Origin of the sequence: Ornithinibacillus californiensis, from assembly GCF_001038485.1 — a bacterium.
GTDB classification, from domain to species: Bacteria; Bacillota; Bacilli; order Bacillales; family Amphibacillaceae; genus Ornithinibacillus; species Ornithinibacillus californiensis.
The window spans coordinates 21,232-41,185 of the sequence record NZ_LDUE01000013.1 but is presented as its reverse complement, the minus strand read 5'-3'; the positions used below and the strand labels follow the sequence as shown (position 1 = coordinate 41,185).

The 19,954-nt window shown below is 36.1% G+C and carries 13 protein-coding genes and 1 pseudogene; 8 read left to right on the top strand and 6 right to left on the bottom strand.

All coding sequences use genetic code 11. The annotated features are described in order from the left end of the window. From TE34_RS20920 to TE34_RS02960, 6 genes and pseudogenes are all read right to left on the bottom strand, one after another. A pseudogene (locus TE34_RS20920) lies at positions 1 to 158 on the bottom strand (IS256 family transposase); the annotation flags it as partial. Between the two features lie 464 nt (positions 159 to 622). After that, positions 623 to 1,498 (bottom strand): Gfo/Idh/MocA family oxidoreductase, encoded by an 876-nt coding sequence (locus tag TE34_RS02980; RefSeq protein WP_084710605.1) that lies wholly within the window; start codon positions 1,496 to 1,498, stop codon positions 623 to 625. An 11-nt stretch (positions 1,499 to 1,509) separates the two neighbouring features. Then, a complete protein-coding gene (locus TE34_RS02975; protein WP_053074945.1) occupies positions 1,510 to 2,808 on the bottom strand; it encodes a GGDEF domain-containing protein in 1,299 nt (432 codons plus the stop codon). Positions 2,809 to 2,881: 73 nt separating this feature from the next. Beyond that, positions 2,882 to 3,937, bottom strand: coding sequence for a dihydrodipicolinate synthase family protein (locus TE34_RS02970; RefSeq protein WP_047983342.1), 1,056 nt, complete (start codon positions 3,935 to 3,937; stop codon positions 2,882 to 2,884). Beyond that, complete coding sequence (locus TE34_RS02965; protein WP_047983341.1) at positions 3,938 to 4,954, bottom strand: NAD-dependent epimerase/dehydratase family protein; 1,017 nt, start codon at positions 4,952 to 4,954, stop codon at positions 3,938 to 3,940. 22 nt (positions 4,955 to 4,976) lie between these two features. Next, positions 4,977 to 6,230: an Nramp family divalent metal transporter gene (locus TE34_RS02960; protein ID WP_047983340.1), complete on the bottom strand. Its 1,254-nt coding sequence runs from the start codon at positions 6,228 to 6,230 to the stop codon at positions 4,977 to 4,979. A 360-nt stretch (positions 6,231 to 6,590) separates the two neighbouring features. On the opposite strand from TE34_RS02960, the gene TE34_RS02955 reads away from it, so the two are divergent. The 8 genes from TE34_RS02955 to TE34_RS02920 all read left to right on the top strand — a co-directional run bounded on the left by TE34_RS02955 (position 6,591) and on the right by TE34_RS02920 (position 19,953). Further along, on the top strand, positions 6,591 to 9,959 hold the full coding sequence (locus TE34_RS02955; protein ID WP_047983339.1) for a carbohydrate binding domain-containing protein: 3,369 nt from the start codon (positions 6,591 to 6,593) through the stop codon (positions 9,957 to 9,959). A 250-nt stretch (positions 9,960 to 10,209) separates the two neighbouring features. Then, positions 10,210 to 11,934, top strand: coding sequence for a polysaccharide deacetylase family protein (locus TE34_RS02950; protein ID WP_047983338.1), 1,725 nt, complete (start codon positions 10,210 to 10,212; stop codon positions 11,932 to 11,934). Beyond that, a complete protein-coding gene (locus TE34_RS02945; RefSeq protein ID WP_047983337.1) occupies positions 11,931 to 13,166 on the top strand; it encodes a DegT/DnrJ/EryC1/StrS family aminotransferase in 1,236 nt (411 codons plus the stop codon). The genes TE34_RS02950 and TE34_RS02945 overlap by 4 nt, the downstream gene beginning before the upstream one ends. 43 nt (positions 13,167 to 13,209) lie before the next feature. Then, positions 13,210 to 14,304, top strand: coding sequence for an SMP-30/gluconolactonase/LRE family protein (locus TE34_RS02940; protein ID WP_047983336.1), 1,095 nt, complete (start codon positions 13,210 to 13,212; stop codon positions 14,302 to 14,304). Beyond that, positions 14,198 to 15,037, top strand: a complete 840-nt coding sequence (locus tag TE34_RS02935) for a hypothetical protein (RefSeq protein ID WP_157037566.1) — start codon at positions 14,198 to 14,200, stop codon at positions 15,035 to 15,037. The genes TE34_RS02940 and TE34_RS02935 overlap by 107 nt, the downstream gene beginning before the upstream one ends. Positions 15,038 to 15,055: 18 nt before the next feature. Further along, positions 15,056 to 16,123, top strand: a complete 1,068-nt coding sequence (locus tag TE34_RS02930; protein WP_047983334.1) for an alpha/beta hydrolase family protein — start codon at positions 15,056 to 15,058, stop codon at positions 16,121 to 16,123. 65 nt (positions 16,124 to 16,188) lie between these two features. Beyond that, the gene (locus TE34_RS02925; RefSeq protein ID WP_047983333.1) at positions 16,189 to 17,610 is read left to right on the top strand and encodes an extracellular solute-binding protein; all 1,422 of its coding nucleotides are present in this window, start codon (positions 16,189 to 16,191) and stop codon (positions 17,608 to 17,610) included. 39 nt (positions 17,611 to 17,649) lie between these two features. After that, positions 17,650 to 19,953, top strand: coding sequence for a heparinase II/III domain-containing protein (locus TE34_RS02920; protein WP_053074944.1), 2,304 nt, complete (start codon positions 17,650 to 17,652; stop codon positions 19,951 to 19,953). The last annotated feature ends 1 nt before the right edge of the window (position 19,954 follow it).

The window sequence follows — 19,954 nt, the reverse complement described above, 5'->3', positions numbered from 1 at the left end:
AGATGATGATTCATTTCTCCTTTTAACATAGCTTCAAACATAGGACCAAATATGTCTTTCAGTGCATTCTGCATGTCTTGTACGGACTCTGGTTGGTATTGTTCTATTATTCTATTAGCTAACTCTACTGATTGTGGATCACGTTTAGATTTTGCCATTAGAAACAACTCCCCCAATTCATATATTATTAGTTTAACAATAAAAAAATAAACTGCGAAGTAAGAGCCGTACGCTCTCTTACTTACACAGTTTATATTACACTCCCAATGAGTATATCTCATACTTCCTTTTCTTTTAGAAGTGAATTGTAATTTGATATTATCTTGCGCCTTTTGAGTTTTCATTAACTAATTATTATTTACTATAATGCTGCGAATTGTCTTTCAATAAATTCCCATATAACCAGAAATTAAAGTTAAACACTTAGATATGACATAATAGCAATGTACTATAATTTCTTTTATCCTATTACTACGAATGTATATTAATAAAGCCTTGAGTTTGGTTAGTGTCTTTTTGTTTCGTGTAGGTGGGACAAAGAACCTCTCCTATATCCTATAAGAGAGTAGAAGCCAATTAATCCTAAAGGTTATCGTTGTAACTTGAAATATACTTCATTTCACTAAATCCCACTTCGAATTCTACTAGCCTCCTCAATAAAAGTCATTACGGCTATTGTTTCTTTTTCATCAATTGGACTTTTTCCAGTACTAAAAAATGGAACTACTTGTTCTAACAAGCAGGCATAGAATGGTTTTTCATCCTTATACACTGGTAAATGAATAGTCTCATTTTCATAATGAATAATTGCCTCAAAATTACCATGCCAATGGTGGTCCCCCTGAATAATACCAAATCTACCATCTTCCCATTCCGTAGTAATTACATCAAATTTATCATTACCTTGTATGGAAATAGTTTTATAGTTTGCTCCCATTATAGTAATTAGCATTTCAATCATATGGATTCCGTACCAGTAATAATACGGCATCTTATCAATGAACGGTAAGGGGCCTTTTAAATAAACACCTTTCGGCTGCTCATTTTTCATCTTAAATAGTTTCTGTAGAGAGTCTGCATAACGTAACGATGATGAACTCATAATGGGAGTATTGTATTTTTTACTTAACGCAAAAATTTCCTTTACTTCTTTTACAGACATAGCAAGTGGTTTATCAATAAAAATTGGTTTTTGATAGGATACAACTTGTTTAAAAAAGTCTAAGTGCTTTCTACCATCGACAGCAGTTATCATAATCGCATTGGATTGTTCTGCTACTTCTTCAATAGAGGATACGATAGTAACGTTATAATTATTTTTTAATAGATTTGTATAACCTTCTACTCTATTTATACTTATATCTAGGTCAAGAGAAGGAGAGGGGCATCCTATTGTTACTTTTGCTTTGTAGTAAAGGGTTGGATTATCGTTAAGCAACTTCGTGAAAATTTCCACATGTGACGTATCTAGACCAATCATGCCAATTTTTAATGTCAACTGATATCACCTCATATTAATAGTTTATAAACTTGCCGTGGTCTTCCTTTGGACCTGAGTTTTTCCATGCCAACAATTTCAACAATCTTTGCATCTAACCAAACTAAAAGAATTCGATGGGCGCTCCTTGTTGTAATCCCTAATAGTGACGCAAGTTCCTGTGCAGTAAACGTATTCTTATTCTGACGGTTAATGATTGATACGATTTTTCTTAAATAATGCGGTGAGACCGAGGACTTTTCTGCCTGTTTTAATAGTTTTTTATCCGTAATGTTAAGTGGATAGGTAAGTGGTGCTTCTTTGTCGATTGGACCAATGACACTACGATCCTCTCTGACAATAAAACATTTCTCACCACTAAAATCGATTGCTTGTGTGAGTGCCATACGTGCATGATTACCTGCTTGATTCGCGGAAGTTCCAAAACCTACACCAACTGATATACTGACATGTTGCTCCCTTTTCAAATCATTAATTAATGGAAAGTATTTATACCCTTGTGTCACTCGTTCAAAAGTTCCCCTAGTAGTCACGAAGAGGTATTCATTTCCATTCAAGACAGTAAGATATCCTTCAAACTGTTCGACAAAGTCGAGGATAGTCTTTTGGATTTCGATGAAAAGTCGTTGTATATGCTGTTCCGATATACTTTGTCTCTTTAATTGCTCTAAATTCTCAATATGTATAATACCGAATACAATCTGTGACTCTAGTTTTTTTCGCTCTTCGGTTGATAGAAGTGCTCTTTCCAGTGTTACAATGATATCTTCTTCTGTAGGAACGAGCCATTCATTGGGAATTCCTTTTTCTGTTAACCGATCGGAGACAATTTTTAATCCGGTTAATACACAATCAGCTTGTTCATTTTGATATGCTCTTTCATGGAATTGGACGATTTCATCTGTATTAGCTAATGAAAGTTTCCCTTCGTATTTTATCAACTTATAGTCTTCTTCTAATTCATCGTTTATTTCATTGATTTCATACGGTGACAATGTATCAATGGAAAGCTTCTTCATGTTTTTTTCTTCTTTTTGTAATTTATATAGTGCGCGATATAGAGATGCACCCTTTATTGGTACAAAATGGGCAGGGATATGTGTTGGAATAACTCCTTTTGAAATGGAGTATGGAATGTATCCAGAGTATAAAAGAACTTCACATTGCTCTTTTAGTTCTTCCGTAAAATCTGGTGCATCATATATATTATTGGAAGTTTTATAGATAGGTTTAAAATTTGGAAACATTTTAAGGGAGCGTTTAATTCGTTCGTTTGTCCACGTTGGTCCGATAACACCGATTGTAATCATATATGTATTGCACTCCTTTTTAAGAAAGGAGGCATCCCAAAAAAGTTCGGGACACCTCATTTTATCTATAAATCTAGTTTAACCATGTTTCCAAGTTATTCTTAACGAAATCATCATCATGTAAATGAGGGTATTCACGATAAACTCTGACAATTTCTTCAGATTGGCCTGGGCTTAATTTCTCTTTTTCTAGTAAACACCAATTACCTTGTAAAATTCCTTGGCGCGCAAGTATTTCATTAATTCCAGCGATACAACCTTTAAATCTATTTCGGACATCAAAGAAAGCGGAATTGGCATCTGTTACTTGATGCGATAATACGTTGAATTTATCCATACTACCGTTTTCCTTGCGTGTCGTTTTAATTTCCTCAAATTGTTCTACAGCCTTTTTTGTCCATGCGGCCCAATGACCAAGCAAGCCACCAACAATATGTTTTTTTATGATTTTTCCGTTAACAGGTATTTCATAGTTCGTAATTAAATCTGTAATTATATTATCGTCGTTCCCGGTATAAAGTGCAATATCATCTCTTTGTTCGGAATGGCATACAGCTCGAACAACATCTAATGTACGATATCGGTCAAAGGGAGCGATCTTGATAGCATGAACATTCGGAATGTCAGCAAATTTCTTCCAAAAATCGAAGCTTAACTCTCTACCACCCACAGCTGGTTGTAGGTAAAACCCAAATACAGGGATTATTTTAGCAATTTCTTTCGTATGATGAATGAGTTCTTCTTCTGACAAATGGTTCAATCCTCTAAAACTTAGTAATCCTAAGTCATAACCTAAGTTCTTGGCAAACGTTGCTTCATAGGTTGCTTGTTCTAATTCACCACAGATTCCAGCTATTTTGATAAACGGACGATCATCTTTCATATAGTTGTCAATTTCATCTACTGCCAGGGTTAGTACCTTTTCAAATAGATTGAATTCGGGATCGCGTATTTCAAATTGTGTTGTGTGAACGCCAACCGCAATACCACCCACTCCAGCATCGATATAATATCTTGTTAATGCACGCTGGCCTCTCTCATCAAACTGGCGATCCGCTGTTAAAGCAAGAGGGTATGCTGGAATAACTGTTCCTTCGTGTAGTAAGGCATGAATCTCTTGTTTGATCATTTAAAACGCTCCTTGTCTTTCTTGGAAATGAGTAGGTTTATCAATCATTTGACCATCATTTTTTAACCAATCAGCTGTCCATTCTACCATTTGCTGTAAGGATGTACTTGGATATCCGAAAAGCTTATGTGCTTTTCCTGCATTGTTTAGTAATGCAGTAGGTGTCTCTGAGTTTACAAATGTTACTTCCTTGTTAAAATGGCGACCGAATTCTTCTGCCAACCAACGAACAGAAATTGTTTCAGGACCTGTAATGTTTAAAATTGCTGGATCGGTTGAGCAATGTAGTAAGGAACGTAGGGCGTATTCATTCGCATCCCCTTGCCATATCACATTGACATGTCCAGTCGTTAAGTCAACTGGTTTATCATTAAACACTTGCTTAGCAATTTCTAGTAGAACACCATAGCGCATATCGATTGCGTAATTTAGACGATATAATAAGATTGGTGTATTATTTTTCTTGGAAAGGTACGTAAACACACGTTCTCTTCCTAAACAAGATTGTGCATATTCCCCTACAGGTTGAGTCGGTGTTTCTTCTGTACATCCAGCTTTTGTTATATCGACAAATGGATAAATATTCCCAGAGGAGAACACGATAATATTTGAATCTGCAAACTTTTCTGCTACACGGCCAGGAAGGTAAGTGTTCATTGCCCAAGTAAAATGTTCATTTCCCATCGTGCCGAATTTCTTTCCAGCCATGAAAATAACATTTTTCACAGATGGTAATTGGTTTAATTCTTCTTCATTTAATAGATCACAAGCGATTGTCTCAATGCCAGAAGTTTCTAGTTCTTCTTGTAAATTCCCTGAGGAAAAACGGGAAACTCCTATGATTCTAGTATTTAGACCTGCTTCATCAACAGCCCGCTTGGCTAATTTTGCTAGAGTTGGTCCCATTTTACCGCCAACACCTAATATCATGATATCTCCATTTACTTGTTTTAGATCATCGATTAATCGTTGGGAAGGTTTTGTCATGATTTCTTCTAGTTCAGCAATTGTTTGCATTTGATCATCACCTCATAATTTTTTATAGGAAAATATTTTTGATATTATTGAATGCTAATAAGATAAGAACAATTAACCCTGCGATCGCTAATATATTTTTAAATAGCGTATTTTTTAACTCGCCCATTATCTTCTTATCATTCGCTACTACTAATAATGCAATAGCAATAAATGGAACAGCGACAATGGTTATAGCTTGAGCGAAGATAATTAAATTAATAGGTGCTCCACCGAAAATAATTGCTACAATTGATCCAAATAACATGACGGCAATAATACCGATTTTAACTTTATTGTTTTTTAGTTTACTTCCAAATCCGAGACTATCACTTAGCATAGACCCACCAATTGTTGCATTTCCCATTAAGGATGAAAATGCTGCACCAAAGAGTCCAATCATGAACACAATTGTTGCCCATGAACCAAATAAAGGTTCTAATGCTAATCCCATATCTTGGATGGAGTTAATTTGAATGCCTTCAGGTCTTAATACGGCAGCTGCGGCAATCATAACTAGTAGTGATATTAGACCTAATATTCCAATTCCAACGTATGACTCTTTCATTCCTGTTTTTGCTAGCTCCTTTGTCCAACCTTTTTCTTGAACAAGGTAGGATTGATATGCTGCACCGACGATAGAAAAAGAAGTTGCCGTAAATCCAATAATTAAGCCTAATGAACCATCCGGTATGCTTGGGATAAAACCACTTGCAACAGAGCCAATCGATGGTTGCGCTAAAAATACTGTAACAAGGAAAGCAGCTAACATAATCCCAACCAAGATAAGCATCAATTTTTCTAACACATTATAAAAATCTTTTGCAAATAGTAGTAATGCTCCAAAAATCGTAAAAGCAACGACCCAGAAGGTTGGAGATAAACCGGTGATGGATGAAATAGCTACACCAACCCCAATGGAGTTACCAGCTTGGAAGGATGCTGTTACTAAGAAAGCTCCTATCCCAATTAATAGGGCACCCCATTTTCCCCATTTATTCTTCATGATTTGAATAAAGGAAATTTTTGAAGCTAACCCAATTCTCGTAGCCATTTCGGTATAAATCATCATAAATATAACGGCAACTACCACTAACCAAAGTAATTGATAACCAAATAATGTTCCCATCGTAGAAGATAGTGTTAAGCTTCCTGGACCTAGTACCAGGGCAGATGTAATGACTGCAGGACCAATTAACTTAAATAACTTACGAAAACCACGTTGATTGTTGACAACGCTTTCATTTACTGGCGGTTGATTTTTAACCGGTTGTCCCATAATGTTCCCCCTAAAGTTTTATTAAATTCATTATATTGGAAAATTTAATTAAAGAAAATGTCTTTAATATGTCTTTAATGATATTTAAGAAGCAAAAGTTGGTGGCTTACTATGCAAATAGGATTATTTGCGTCATATTCCATGCATGTTTACTATGTTTTATTGGTATTTTTGCAACGAATAGGAAAAAAGAATCATTTATTTTTTGGAAAAATTTCATTATTCTTTAAATAGTCGAGGGAATTGGTGAACTCTTATTGAAGGGAAATTCTATTGACTAGTAAATACAGGAAATATACCTGTATATAAGGGAGGGTCGCTATCGCTATATCAAATCATTTCTAATAGGAGGAGAAACAGTTGTTTGGTTTATCAAAAAAGTATGTTCAAACAATTTCTATTATGTTAACATTTCTAATGATTTTTAGTTTGGTTTTACCAAGTTCAATACTAGCTAATACTGGCAAGAATCTACAAGCTGATGAAAACCTATTAACCAAGAATGCTAGTTTTGAAGATCCATTATCCACAGAGGGGATGATTCCCTCATGGACGCAAATATTTGGTTCGAATGGGATAAGCCTTGAAACAGAATTAGTATACGAGGGAAATCAAAGTTTAAAATTAGTGGATAGCAGTAATTCTGGCAATGTAGGAATAATTAGTGACCAAGTATCAGCGACGGCTGGTAAAGAGTATACTGCATCTGCGAAAACGTGGATTGAATCTGGAAGTAATGCAGAAATATATTTGCGATTCTTTGATCAAGATGGAAAATATATAACAGGTGTTAATCGTGTGAAACAAGGAGTAAGCACTACTTGGGAAGATATAACCGTGTCTGCAATTGCACCAGAAAACACCGGCTATGTTGCTGTGTTATTTTACTCAGGAATTGGTAATGTTGGAACATTTAATTTTGATGCTGTTGTACTTTCTGAAAAAAATGTTGAAGTTACACCACCATCATTAGATGTACCAAACTATAGTTTTGAAGAGGATGTTATAGAGGGTGTTATTCCAGGCTGGAGTAAGGATAGCCCTACCAATAGTGATAATTTTATGGTTACAAATGAAAGGGTTTTCAAAGGTGATGACAGTTTATTGATAGAAAATGAGCCTGGTAAATATATGGGTGTTCGTAGTGATTTTATTCCCATTCAGCCAGGGGAGACGTATACAGCTATTGCTGATGTATTTTTAGAATATGGATCCGTTGATATGTATGTGCGCTTTTATGATGAGAATGGAAATTACACCGGAGAGTTTGAGTGGAATAAGTTAACTAGTCCAACAAGTGAATGGACGAAAAATATCGTTACTGCAACCGCTCCAGAACATGCTACAAAATTAGCTATTTTATTTGCTGGAAGCAATACGAGAACTTACAAGCATTATGTTGATAACGTTCAAGTTGTAGAGGGTGTAGTTGACCCACCGGAGGAAGAAATAATGAAGCCAATCGAAGAAGTAGCAATTGATTTAGGTGTACAAGTTTCGAAAACGACAGTTATGTTAGGGGATATTGGCAAGGATGCTCAGGGTAGAGATGTTTTATTTACTGTTGTTGCAGGAGCTCCTTCTAAATTAGCTATTGTTGATATCGAAACAGAACAATTAGTAAAAAGTATTCCTTTAGAGGAAACATCAGGAGCATGGGCTGTAACAGTCGCTGCAGATAATTCCGTTTATTTGGGGGCGTATAATAAAGGATATTTATACCGATATATTCCGGAGTTGGATAAACTGATCAATCTTGGGTATCCTGTTTCCTCAACCGACCCAGTCCTTTATCCAATTGATATTGGTAGTGATGGTAAAATTTACGGCGGAACATATGGAACAGGAAGTGTCTATCAATATGATCCTTCTGTTAATGAGTTTACAAGTTTTGGAACGATGGTAGAAGGACAGAGCTGGGTTAGAAGTGTAGCCTTTGATGAACGTGCAAATAAAATCTATGCAGGTATTGGAAGTAAAGCCCATCTTATTGAATACAATATCGATACGGGGGAAAAACGAAATATTCTACCGGAACAATTTTCTGATAGCATTTCTATCTATGATATGGACTTAGTTGACGGGAAATTGTTTGCTCAAAAGGAATCAGCTTATGAAATGTTTGTATTAGATGTGGCGACAGGAGAAGTTATCGATGCAACGAATGGAGATACAGGAGAAATTTCTGTAACTATTCCAGAATCATCCAGAGGTATCTCAGGTAAATCGCCAATTGCCAATAAAGTTTACTTTACTCATTATGGAATTCTTTATGAGTATGATTTAGACACGCACACGTATCATTCCTTACAAGCAGATATTCAAGGAAGTGCAATTAGTTATAAGTTTCTTGAATTAAATGAAGAAGGATTTCCTGGCTATTCGTTAGTTGGTTTATCAGGTAACGGTGGAAAGTTATACAAATACAATCTGGAGACTGGTAATTTGAAACTTGTTGATTTGCCACTTCCTTCTGAGCCTGTGTTAATTCATGAGTTAGAGAAAGGGCCGGATGGTGGCATTTATAGTACAGGTTATTTACCAGGAAATATGGGTGTCTATTTCCCGACATCTGATCAAAATATTCGTTTGAATGATATTGGCCAGGGAGAAGGAATGACAAGTCTAAATGGTGATTTGTACATTGGAGTTTATCCTAATGCAAGAATTTATAAATATGACTTATCTTCACCGTGGAATCGTACCCAATCTGACCAGCTAAATCCAGATTTATTATTTAGTTTAGAGCAGAATGATGAAATAGATGGCTACACCCCACAAGACAGACCATTTGCCATGTTAGGGGTAGAGGAATTCGATAAACTATTTATCGGAACCGTACCGAAGAATGGTCATTTGGGAGGCGCAATGGCGATATATGATGCGACAGATGCTGCTGAACCAGAAATTTATTGGAATGTTGTACCCGATCAAAGTATCGTATCATTCACCTACAAAGATGGATTCGTATATGGAGGGACAACTATTGCTGGGGGACAAGGGTCTGTACCGACAACAACGAAAGCACAACTATTTATTTGGGATATTGAAAAAGGCGAAAAAGTATTTGAGACCGTGCCAGTACCAAATAGAAAAGCGATTACAGCATTAACCATTGGTCCAGACGGGAATGTTTGGGGGATGGCTAACGGAACACTATTTGCTTTTGATACCGAAGAAAAGCAAGTAGTATTTACGAAAGACATTTATCCAGAAGCTTCGAATAGTTGGCGCGAAGCAAAGCTAGAAATAGGGACAGATGGAAATATCTATGGAATCGCAGCAGGGAAGTTTTTTACATTTGATATAGAAACAAAGGAGTCTACACTACTTGCTAGTAATGTAGAACATATGACACAAGATGATTTTGGAGCATTCTATTTATCGAAAGGAAATCGTCTATACAAATATGTGGATGAATCATTAGTAGTAGATTTCGAAGATGCGACACTATCTGTTGAAAAGATAAAACTTCGTACAGGAGAAACAGAAACTATTCTAATAGAAGCGTCTCTAGGTAAAAACAGAAAAACAACCGAATTGTCAGGGGCAGAAATAACGTACCATATCAGTAATGAGAAGGTAATATCTGTTCAGGATGGTGAACTTGTCGCCCTAAAAAGCGGTGCATCAACAATTTATGCAACGATTACTTGGAACGGAAAAACAATCCAAACAAACACGATAAAGGTACTGGTTAACAATAAATATGGGAAGAGCGGTAAATAGGTAAGTAATTCACATGTTAGCTCCGGAAATTGACAACCTTAAACATAGGTATATTTCCGGAGCTTTACGTTTAACCAATTGCGATGTATGGTACTCCGCAATTAAGCAATTACCATCATACCTCTTAATTATTCGAAAATTAATTAAAGTAAAAATAAAGGTATTGAATATTGTTAATTATTATATTATAGTATGGTTATCAGTAAATAAATACATGTTAAATACATGTTGTTAGGCGGTGTAGTCAGGATTGAAAATAGCAAAAGTAGGCGTGCTGTATGAGAACGATACAGCGACTAGAAATTGGGCTAATGGAAAGAATGAATTTGGTTTATATATTATGGAAATATTTGAGCACTTAAGATTACCCTATGAAGTGTTGGATCATGTGCAAGATATAGAATCATTTGATTTAGTTATCCCAATAATCATGGATGAAAATCCTCAAACAGTACATAGATTAGTTCGCTATGTTGAAAATGGAGGAATTCTAGTAAGTTATGGTGGGTTAGAAAGCATAAGGAACCAATTAGGTTGTTTACCTAGTGAACCAATAAACTATGGGTATGCTAACCTGTCCGAGGAATTTCATCAAGACACTCCATTGAAGTTTTTCCAAGCCCTTCCTTGGGATTTAACAGATGGAGAAATAGATAGACAGATAGGCTACGTTAGTATGAGTAAGGATTCGGATACTCGCGGCAAATCAGCCTTGCAACAATTCAAAATTGGAAATGGATATATTGATCGCTGGTCTATTAATATACCGGAAACAATCGTTAAGCTACAACAAGGAGTAGGGCCAGTAGTTGAAGATGGTGAACCTGCTGCAGATGGAAGTGCTAATTTAAATGAAGGAATTTTAAAAGCAGATGATGGGTTTATGCTAGATTGGGAGCTAGATAGAGAATCTACAGCGTCTGGTGTGAAGTATTTTGCACATCCGTATGCCGATTTATGGCGAGAGGTTATTGTAGAACATCTAGTGACTAGATTGTTAGAAAAAAAGAAAACGCTTCCACTAATTGGGTATTGGCCAGCCAGTGTGAAACATATGGCGCACATTTCTCATGATAGTGATCTAAATGTTAATGAATCTGCCCAAGTAACGATTGATGTCTTACAAGAGAAGAATGTTCAATCTACTTGGTGTATGATTATGCCAGGATATAGCTTAACTATTTACGAACAGCTAAAAGAGAATGGTCACGAGATAGCCTTTCATTATAATGCGCTTGAATCAGAAGATGGCGAATGGGGTGAAAAACCTTTTGCTAATCAGTTAACGACCGTTAAGGCTGCAACCACTGAAGAACATATTGTTTCAAATAAAAATCATTATACTCGTTTTGAAGGTTGGGGCAAATTGTTTGATTGGTGTGAGAAGTATGGTATTGAAATCGATCAGACTAGGGGGCCAAGTAAAAAAGGGAATATTGGTTTTCTGTTTGGTACATGTCATCCATATCGTCCAATCGCTTGGGCTGATCAACAAAATCGTTTTTACAATGTGTTAGAATTGGGATTTTTAACACAAGATTTAAATCACCATGCCTTAGCTGACACAAGTATTATTGAGCCATTTCTAGAAAATGTGAAGAGAGTTGATGGAGTTGCTCATTTTTTATTCCATCAATACCATATCTATACACAAACAGAAGTGAAAAAAGCTATTTTGCAATTAATTGATACAGCGAAGAAACAAGGTTTTACATTCTGGACTAGTAAACAAATTAATGATTGGGAACGGTCGCGACGGAAGATACAAATTATCGATATTGATGCGGGATATCAGGTTCGCCTAGATTCAAGTATTGAAATTAAAGATGTTGTTGTTTATATTCCAATCTCAAGTTCACAAGCCGAAACAATGGCGAATGATAAAAAAATAGTGAAACGCTTTGGAATAAACTGTATGGAAAAAGTAGTTTCCATTAAAAAGAATGAAGTTGAACATAGGGGTGAAGTAAAGTGAATCAATCGCAATTGGCTATCCTTGGTGGTGAGAAAGTGAAATCAAAACCATTTGGTTCAGGGAAGCGATTTGGAATGGAAGAAGCGAAAGAATTATTGGAGGCCTTAGAGCAAAATACACTTTTCTATCATTTTGGTAACAAGGTAAAGCAGTTCCTCGCTGACTTTAACGCGATGTATGGGGTGCAATATAGTGTTGCTACATCATCTGGTACTGCGGCGATTCATGTTGCGTTAGGAACGGCAGGGGTAACTGTTGGAGATGAAGTTATCACAAGCCCAATAACAGACCAAGGTACACTAATTGGGATATTATATCAAAACGCAATTCCGGTTTTCGCGGATTTAGAACCGCATACGTATAATTTGGACCCAGCATCAATAGAAGAAAACATCACATCTAAAACAAAGGCAATTCTTGTTGTTCACTTGGCGGGGAATCCTTGTGATATGGATGCAATTATGGATATAGCGAAAAAGCACAATTTAAAAGTTATTGAAGATTGTGCCCAAAGTTACTTAACGACCTATAAAGGGCGTTTAGTAGGTACCATTGGTGATTATGGTTGTTTTAGTACGAATGATTTTAAACATATTTCAACTGGTGACGGAGGTATTGTAACCGTAAATTCTGGAGACAAAGAAGATTATTATCGGACACATGCGTTTGCAGATAAGAATTATCGCCGACATGACGATTCGGTAGAAAAGGATATTGAATATTTAGCTCCAAACTATCGAATGACTGAATTACAAGGTGCAGTAGGAATTGCACAGTTAAAGAAATTAGATTGGATTTGTAAAACGAGAAATACATATGGGGAGCAAATTAATAAAGGTTTGCAAGGGGTACCAGGTGTTTCTCCAATGGAAATAACGGAAGGTGGATGGGGCACGTATTGGTTTTACATGTTTCGGCTTAATCTAGATAAGCTCTCTTGTACCCGTGAGGAATTTTCTGCTGCATTAGAAGTGGAGGGAATCCCTAACCAACCTGGATATTTACCTAAAGTACTATACGAAATCCCAATGCTCAAAAAACAGCAGGCCTATGTAAATAGTAGATTTCCTTTTGAATTATCCAATCCGAATTATGAAAGTGGTGTTTGTCCTGTTGCCGAAGAGATTTTAAATACTGCAATTCGTATTTCTATTAGTGAGTTTTATACGGAGAAAGATATAGAAGAAGTAGTGGACGGTATTCAAAAGGTAGCAGACTATTACTCTAGATAAGTTAGTAAAACATTTATTAACTAGAAGATGAGGAGTTATAGACATGCAAAAAGTTAGCTATCGTGCTCGTGATTTTGGAATTCCTATAAATGCTGAAGAAGCTCGTACATCTGCCATTTGTAAAAATGAGGAAGGGGAAGTCAGATTTGTTATTGCGGCAAAAGGATTTTTAATCATTATTAATCCTAACACTTCCGAGTCATTACAAATTAATTTTCCAGACGGTTATGTAGAATATCCCTTTGCTTCGTTCAGTAGCTCCAATGGAACCTTTTATACGGGTGCAGGAAATATGTTTCTATCGGTCAATCCTTTTACACGTGAGATTCATTATGAATATATCCATAATGGGGAGGAAATTGTTGGCTTCAGTTTTACAGAAGACAAGAAGGGTAGAATCTATTTCACTACGTATCCGAATTGTCATTTGCTTCGTTATGATCCTAGTAGTAAAGAACTTCATGACTTTGGTTCCATGGATGCTACTGAAAAATATGCAGGAAGTATTGCGGTGGATGAGCGAGGTTGGGTGTACATCGGTATTGGTACCGAAAGAAAAAATGTCATTGCCTATCATCTAACGTTAGGCACAAAGATAACCTTTGTTCCTGAAAAATCGAGAAGTCGTGGGACGGGTTTTGTTTATACTAGTGGAGATGGTACGATTTATGGTCATTGGGGAGCAATCGATTTAAGAGATACAGAAAGTGCTAGTGAGTGGTATTACTTTTATGATGGAAAGGCAATGCCGATTGAGAAAAGTACAAAGGCTCCTTCCCTTTATACAGGTGTCGGCTTCCAAAAAATCCATCGTAATGGAAATGGTGGTTTTCGTATAGAAGATTATAGCTTAGCCGATCAGTATGTCGTTTATAAAGATAGAAACAACAGGAAACAGAAAGTTAGTGTGAACTATCAATCTACTGGTGCGCAGATTTCAACCATTTTTTTAGGACCTGACAAACTGATTTATGGAACATCCATGCATCCTTTACAACTCTTTCAATTGGATTGCCAAACGGAAAAAATCCATGTTAGCGGTGCTATTCCTAAGGGGGGGCGGGGGGAATATTGCTGCTTATGCTTCTCAAGGCGAGAAAATCATTGGGGTTGCCTATGCAGGAGGAAAGATATATGAACTCGATACAAGTAAGCCAATTAGCAAGGATCAAAACAACCCAGCGTTAATAAGTGAGAATGAAGCGATTCATAGACCACGCTGTGCAATTGCCCATCAGGATAATAAACATATTATTTGGGGGGGATTCCCTGCCTATGGAATGGTTGGCGGCGGACTAGGAATCTATCATGTCGAGAAGCAGAAGAAGAATACAATACTTCCAAACGAACGGATTGTAGCCAATCAAAGTACGGTTAGTATCGGAATGTTACGTAATGGAAACCTCATCGGAGGTACGAGTGTGGAAACACCAGGTGGAGCAGAGTCCCAGGCAGAGGAAGCGGGAATTTATTTATTCGACTGGGAAACAAAGAATGTAGCGTATTTTCATAAGCCAATACGAGGTACGAGGGAAATTTCTCAACTGTACATTGACGAGTGTGATCGCGTCCATGGTTTAACAAAGGAAAGCTTATATTTTGTCTTTGATTCCAAAACAAAGGAATTAACTCATCTGTTTGACTTAGGAGAATACGGAAATGTTGTTCGAAATGGGTTTGTTTATGATGATTATAAGCAATTATTAATTTGTTTATTAAGTCACTCGGTTATACAAATTGACATTCAGAAGGACGTTCAACTAAAAAATATAGCCAATCTAGCAAGTGAAGCTACAAGCGGGATCGTCCTGCATCAAGGTCTACTATACTATGGTTCTGGAAGCCATTTAATTGGCTTAGAGATAGAATGATAAAGGTGCTGAGAAAGTATGGCTTATGATTTACAAGATTTACATAAATATGGAATTCCCCCGTTGCGAGAAGGTATTTCTACAAGGAGGCAATGGGAAGAAAAACGAACAAGAATCTATGACCAATGGATAGATTATATTGGCGATATTTCAAGTCATGAAAAGATAGCGTATACCGTTGTTTCCGTCGAAAAAAAATCCGATCATTATCGGATTAAATTAACCTATACGTCACCTATTTCAGATAAGGTACCAGCGTATATTCTGTTGCCAATAGTAGAAGGGCTGTTAGATACTAATTTCGAGGGTAATACATTTGACTTTTCTAAGCTAGCCCATTTGGAGAAATTACCAGCAGTCTTGGCATTGCATCCAACCACGCCATTAGGAAAGGATGATATTTCCTTATCGAGTGGAAAAGAAAACAGGAAATATGCGCTAGAGCTTGTTCGAAGGGGTTATGTTGTTTTGGCACCAGATACCATTACTGCAGGTGAGAGAGTCGAGACAGAAGAACAATCGTATTTGACAAGACCGTTCTATGAAGAATATCCAAATTGGTCAGCGGTTGCCAAAATGATTGTTGACCATAGGCAAGGAATTGAATTATTACGTCATATTGGTATAGTCGATCTTGACAGAATTGGCGTAATCGGACATTCTCTCGGTGGTTACAATGGGTATTTTCTAGCAGGAGTAGACAAAAGAATAAAGGCTGTTGTGTGCAGTTGTGGTTTGACAACCTTTTCGGGAGATGCCGAAACACATCGTTGGGGAAAAAGGGATTGGTTCACTCATATTCCTAAGATTAGTGATTCCATTGAAAAGGGGGAAGTGTCATTTGAATTTAATGAAATTGCAGCGTTAGTAGCGCCAACTCCATTTTTTGTCTCCGTTGGCTTAGATGATCATATCTTTCCACATTGGGAGCCGACTGTAAAAGCGGTAGAGGATTTACATCAACTGTATAAATGGCTTGATAATCAGGGGAAATTTGTATCCTATATCGGGAATTTTGGCCATGACTTTCCAAAAGAAATGCGTTATTTAGCTTATGACTTTCTTGATCAATGGCTTCTAAAATAGATTTTAATTTATAATAAGCAGAGGACAAATTTTATTTAATTATATATTAATAGGAGCGGACCAGGTTGCTAAAAAGAGTGAATAGTTTTGAAGAGCGCTATAATCGATTTCTACATGAACTGAAGGATGAAATTCTCACGGGGAGTATCAAGCCAGGAGAATTTATTCTTCCTGAAAATACGTTAAGTAAAGTATATGATTTAAGTAGAGTGTCTATTAGAAAGGCATTAGCAGAATTAGTAGAAGAAGGATTAATAGAAAAAATTCCTGGTAAAGGAAACAGGGTAATTGTCCCACTAGAAACATCAAAACAAACATTGAGTCTGGCGTGGTTTTCTGATTCTTATGAGATAGAAATTGTTGAACAAATTATTGACCGTTTTGAACAGTTATACCCTTTTGTCAAAATTAACTTAGAATTAATTCCATCATCCAATTACATCTATACGCTAACCCAAATGATAGAACATGGTCATGGACCTGATGTATTTATGGTGTCGGACTATCATTTTCGCGAACTAATCGAATCGGAGCAATTAGACATTCTAGATCCATTTGTTCCAGAACATTTAGAACCAGTAAAAGATAGTTATACGAAAGTATTTGATATGTTTTCGGTAGGAGAGAAACCACTTGTAACGCCTTTTGTATTTTCACCGGTAGTCATTTGTTATAACAAAAAGATGTTTAAGGAAGCTAATATTCCTGATTCGATTCAATTACAAAACTGGGAAGATTTATTAGAACTAGCAAGAAGTAGTACAAAAGGTGCCACTGATAATCAAATAATTGATCAATATGGATTTTGCTTTTCCTCATCATCTAATCGGTATCCAGTATTTCTATTACAAAATAATGGAAAGTATGTTCTAGAAGATCGTTCGGAATCGGTAATGGATAGTTCCGAGAATATTGAAGCACTGTCCTTTTGCGTTGATTTAATGTATAAACATAAAGTTTCTCCTATATTTTCACATGGGAGTAATGAGTTAGCGGAGCACCTTTTCATGCGAGAAAGGGCAGCGATGATTTTAACTACTTATTATTTTATGAATGAGTTTAGAGATCATAACATTTCATGGGATGTGCTTCCTGTTCCAGCCAATAAAACACAAGCAACATTACTATTGGGTGGAGCTCTAGGAATTAATGCTGATAGTCAAATGAAAGAAACAGCTAAGACTTTTATTAATTACATGGTTAGTACGGAAGCACAAACCATGTTGAAGCGAAATGGTTGTACCATTCCTATTTTACGTTATGTTGCAGAAGATAATTATTTGTTACAGCCTGGTATCCATCCTGATAATTATAATGCTTTTAAAGAAGTAATGCCTTATGCGCAAACGATGAGAGACCTTAACATAACAATTGAAGAAATGGAGAGGGTCGAAAGCGAATTACATTTCTTGTGGGCAAATATGGAAAAAACAGAGGATGTACTTAAAAAGATTAAATTGCAAATGGATGATAGTTTGGGTAAGTAGTCTCCTAGTTTTACTAAACTACAGAAAAGGATCGATAACATGAATTTTAGTAAGATGATACATTCGATTTCTGATCATCCTAGAATACTATACAATCCTAATGAAATAGAAGAATTACATGAAAAGATAACTAAAATAAAAACAGTAGGTTCTGTTGACTATCAAAAGTTTGAAAACATGTTATATTCACTAGCCAACGAATATACTGTGGAAAAAAACTTTCAAGTAAACTATCCGGTAATCAATTTTACCTTACATGTTGAACTACCCTTAATTCAATTGGAAGACTTACCTGAACCGGTAGGATATATCGATTTTCCGTATTGGACAATGTATTCTAGGGCCATTGAGGAACGAATCAAGACTTTAGCAGTTGCCTTTGGACTCTCACAACAAAAGAAATATGCGGATAAAATTAGAGAGTACCTACTAGCACTCAGTAAGTTTTCGAGATGGTATGAATTTCCGCATCGAGGAGCAGAAGGAAATTTAAGTAATGCCCATTTACTAATTGCGGTGGCAGTAGGGTATGATGCTATTTTTCATTTTCTAACAGAGGATGAAAAGAAGGAGATACGAATTGCCATTATTGAGAAAGGCTTACGTCCTTTTGAAATAGATTTTGATAATCATGATAGCCATAATATCATTGCTTCTAAGCGAATTGCTATGTTAATAGGGGCATTAACAGTAATAGATGAGGCTGATGTGGAAACTTATTTTTTAAATGCGTATCACTACATTTGGGCGTATCTAAATGAACGCCTTGATAGCCCTGAAATAGAGGGATTGTTATACACAAAGGTAGCAGCAAATCATCTATTAATGGCCGTAGATATATTATATCGTGCGACAGGTAATAAAGAACTGATGGAACATCCATATTTTGATACGTACTTACCTAATTTGTTTATATCTATGTTAGGTATTAGTGATGAGAAAACGGCTAGTTTCGTAAATTTTTCAGATTCCTTCTATGAACTAGATGTAACTCTTATGATGTCTTACCTTGCATCTAATAATAAACATCCAGTTGCATCTTGGTATAACGAGCAGTTTTCATCCGGAAGTACTGATATCATGTCCTATATAAAATCGGCTGTGTCGCCAAAATCTCCAGAAGCATATTATCAGGATGTAAAATCCATGGTGTTTCCACATATAGGTTGGGCATCTTTGCGTAGTAGTTGGGATAAATCGGGTCATTTACTAGCTTTTACGGCTAGTCGGTCAGCGAAGGATCATAATCATTTTGATCAAAATAATTTTGTCCTTTTTAAAGCAGGAGAATGGCTTTTAACTAATCCTGGTTATCAAGACTATGTAGAGGGTCCAAAAAGAGAGTTTACATTAGGTACAATCGGTCATAATGCCATGTTAATAAATGGCGTTGGACAAGCTTATAGAGGTAATAGTACGATTAAGAGTTGGATTGTTTCTCCTTATTTAGATGTTCTAGTTGGAGATGCTACTAACACCTATCAAGCTGAGATAAGAAGATGGGAAAGATATATATTCCATATCGATCAAACCTATTTTATTATGATGGATGATGTAGAAAAAGAAAAACAAAAGGACCAACTTACCTTCCTTTATCATACAAATGCAAAAATCTATACAGATGGGAAAATAAGAAAGCAAGGAGAAGAATTTAACCATAATCAAATTAATATGACAGGTGAAAAGGCGGAAGTTCATCTTTATACTATTTATCCTGAAATGACAAAGAAAAGAGTAGATTGTTATAAAGGTGCGGAACAATATGGAAACTATTTAACCATTAAGCCTGACATAGGCAATGTGGAGGATAAAATGATTACCCTTTTATATCCAACAGCATATGGTAGGGGAAATGGTTCAACACTAGATTATGAAATTATTAGAACAGATTCTCAAATAGAGTTTAAAATTACTAGAAAGCAAGAAAATGTGATAGATTATATCGTTATAAATAAGGAAGAAAACCAAGCAAAGTCATCTGATTCTAATGATTTAATCCAGACAAATGGGGAGATAGGCTGGGTATCTATACAGCAAGAAAATACTATACCCAGAGCATTTTCATTAATAAATGGGAACGTATTAACCTTTAAAGGAAAACTGTTAGTACGATCAGACAAAAAAGCAAATTTTATCTGGAAAATGAACTCTAAACAAATCGATATTCGGATAGAGTTAGTTGAAGATTGTATGCTTACATTCTTTAGTAATGACCCAAAGACTTGTACTATTAATCAAAAAATGATTACTAATTTGGCGTCATTCTACAATAGTCATCAGAATACCACTACAGTATCTTTGAAACAAGGAAAATATGATATCGTCATCGAATCTAAAATATAGG

Bases quoted from the DNA above. Each gene is read 5' to 3' on its own strand.
- TE34_RS02975 (WP_053074945.1), bottom strand. From the start codon at position 2,808: ATGATTACAATCGGTGTTATCGGACCAACGTGGACAAACGAACGAATT.
- TE34_RS02970 (WP_047983342.1), bottom strand. From the start codon at position 3,937: ATGATCAAACAAGAGATTCATGCCTTACTACACGAAGGAACAGTTATT.
- TE34_RS02965 (WP_047983341.1), bottom strand. From the start codon at position 4,954: ATGCAAACAATTGCTGAACTAGAAGAAATCATGACAAAACCTTCCCAA.
- TE34_RS02960 (WP_047983340.1), bottom strand. From the start codon at position 6,230: ATGGGACAACCGGTTAAAAATCAACCGCCAGTAAATGAAAGCGTTGTC.
- TE34_RS02940 (WP_047983336.1), top strand. From the start codon at position 13,210: ATGCAAAAAGTTAGCTATCGTGCTCGTGATTTTGGAATTCCTATAAAT.
- TE34_RS02935 (WP_157037566.1), top strand. From the start codon at position 14,198: ATGTTAGCGGTGCTATTCCTAAGGGGGGGCGGGGGGAATATTGCTGCT.
- TE34_RS02930 (WP_047983334.1), top strand. From the start codon at position 15,056: ATGGCTTATGATTTACAAGATTTACATAAATATGGAATTCCCCCGTTG.
- TE34_RS02920 (WP_053074944.1), top strand. From the start codon at position 17,650: ATGAATTTTAGTAAGATGATACATTCGATTTCTGATCATCCTAGAATA.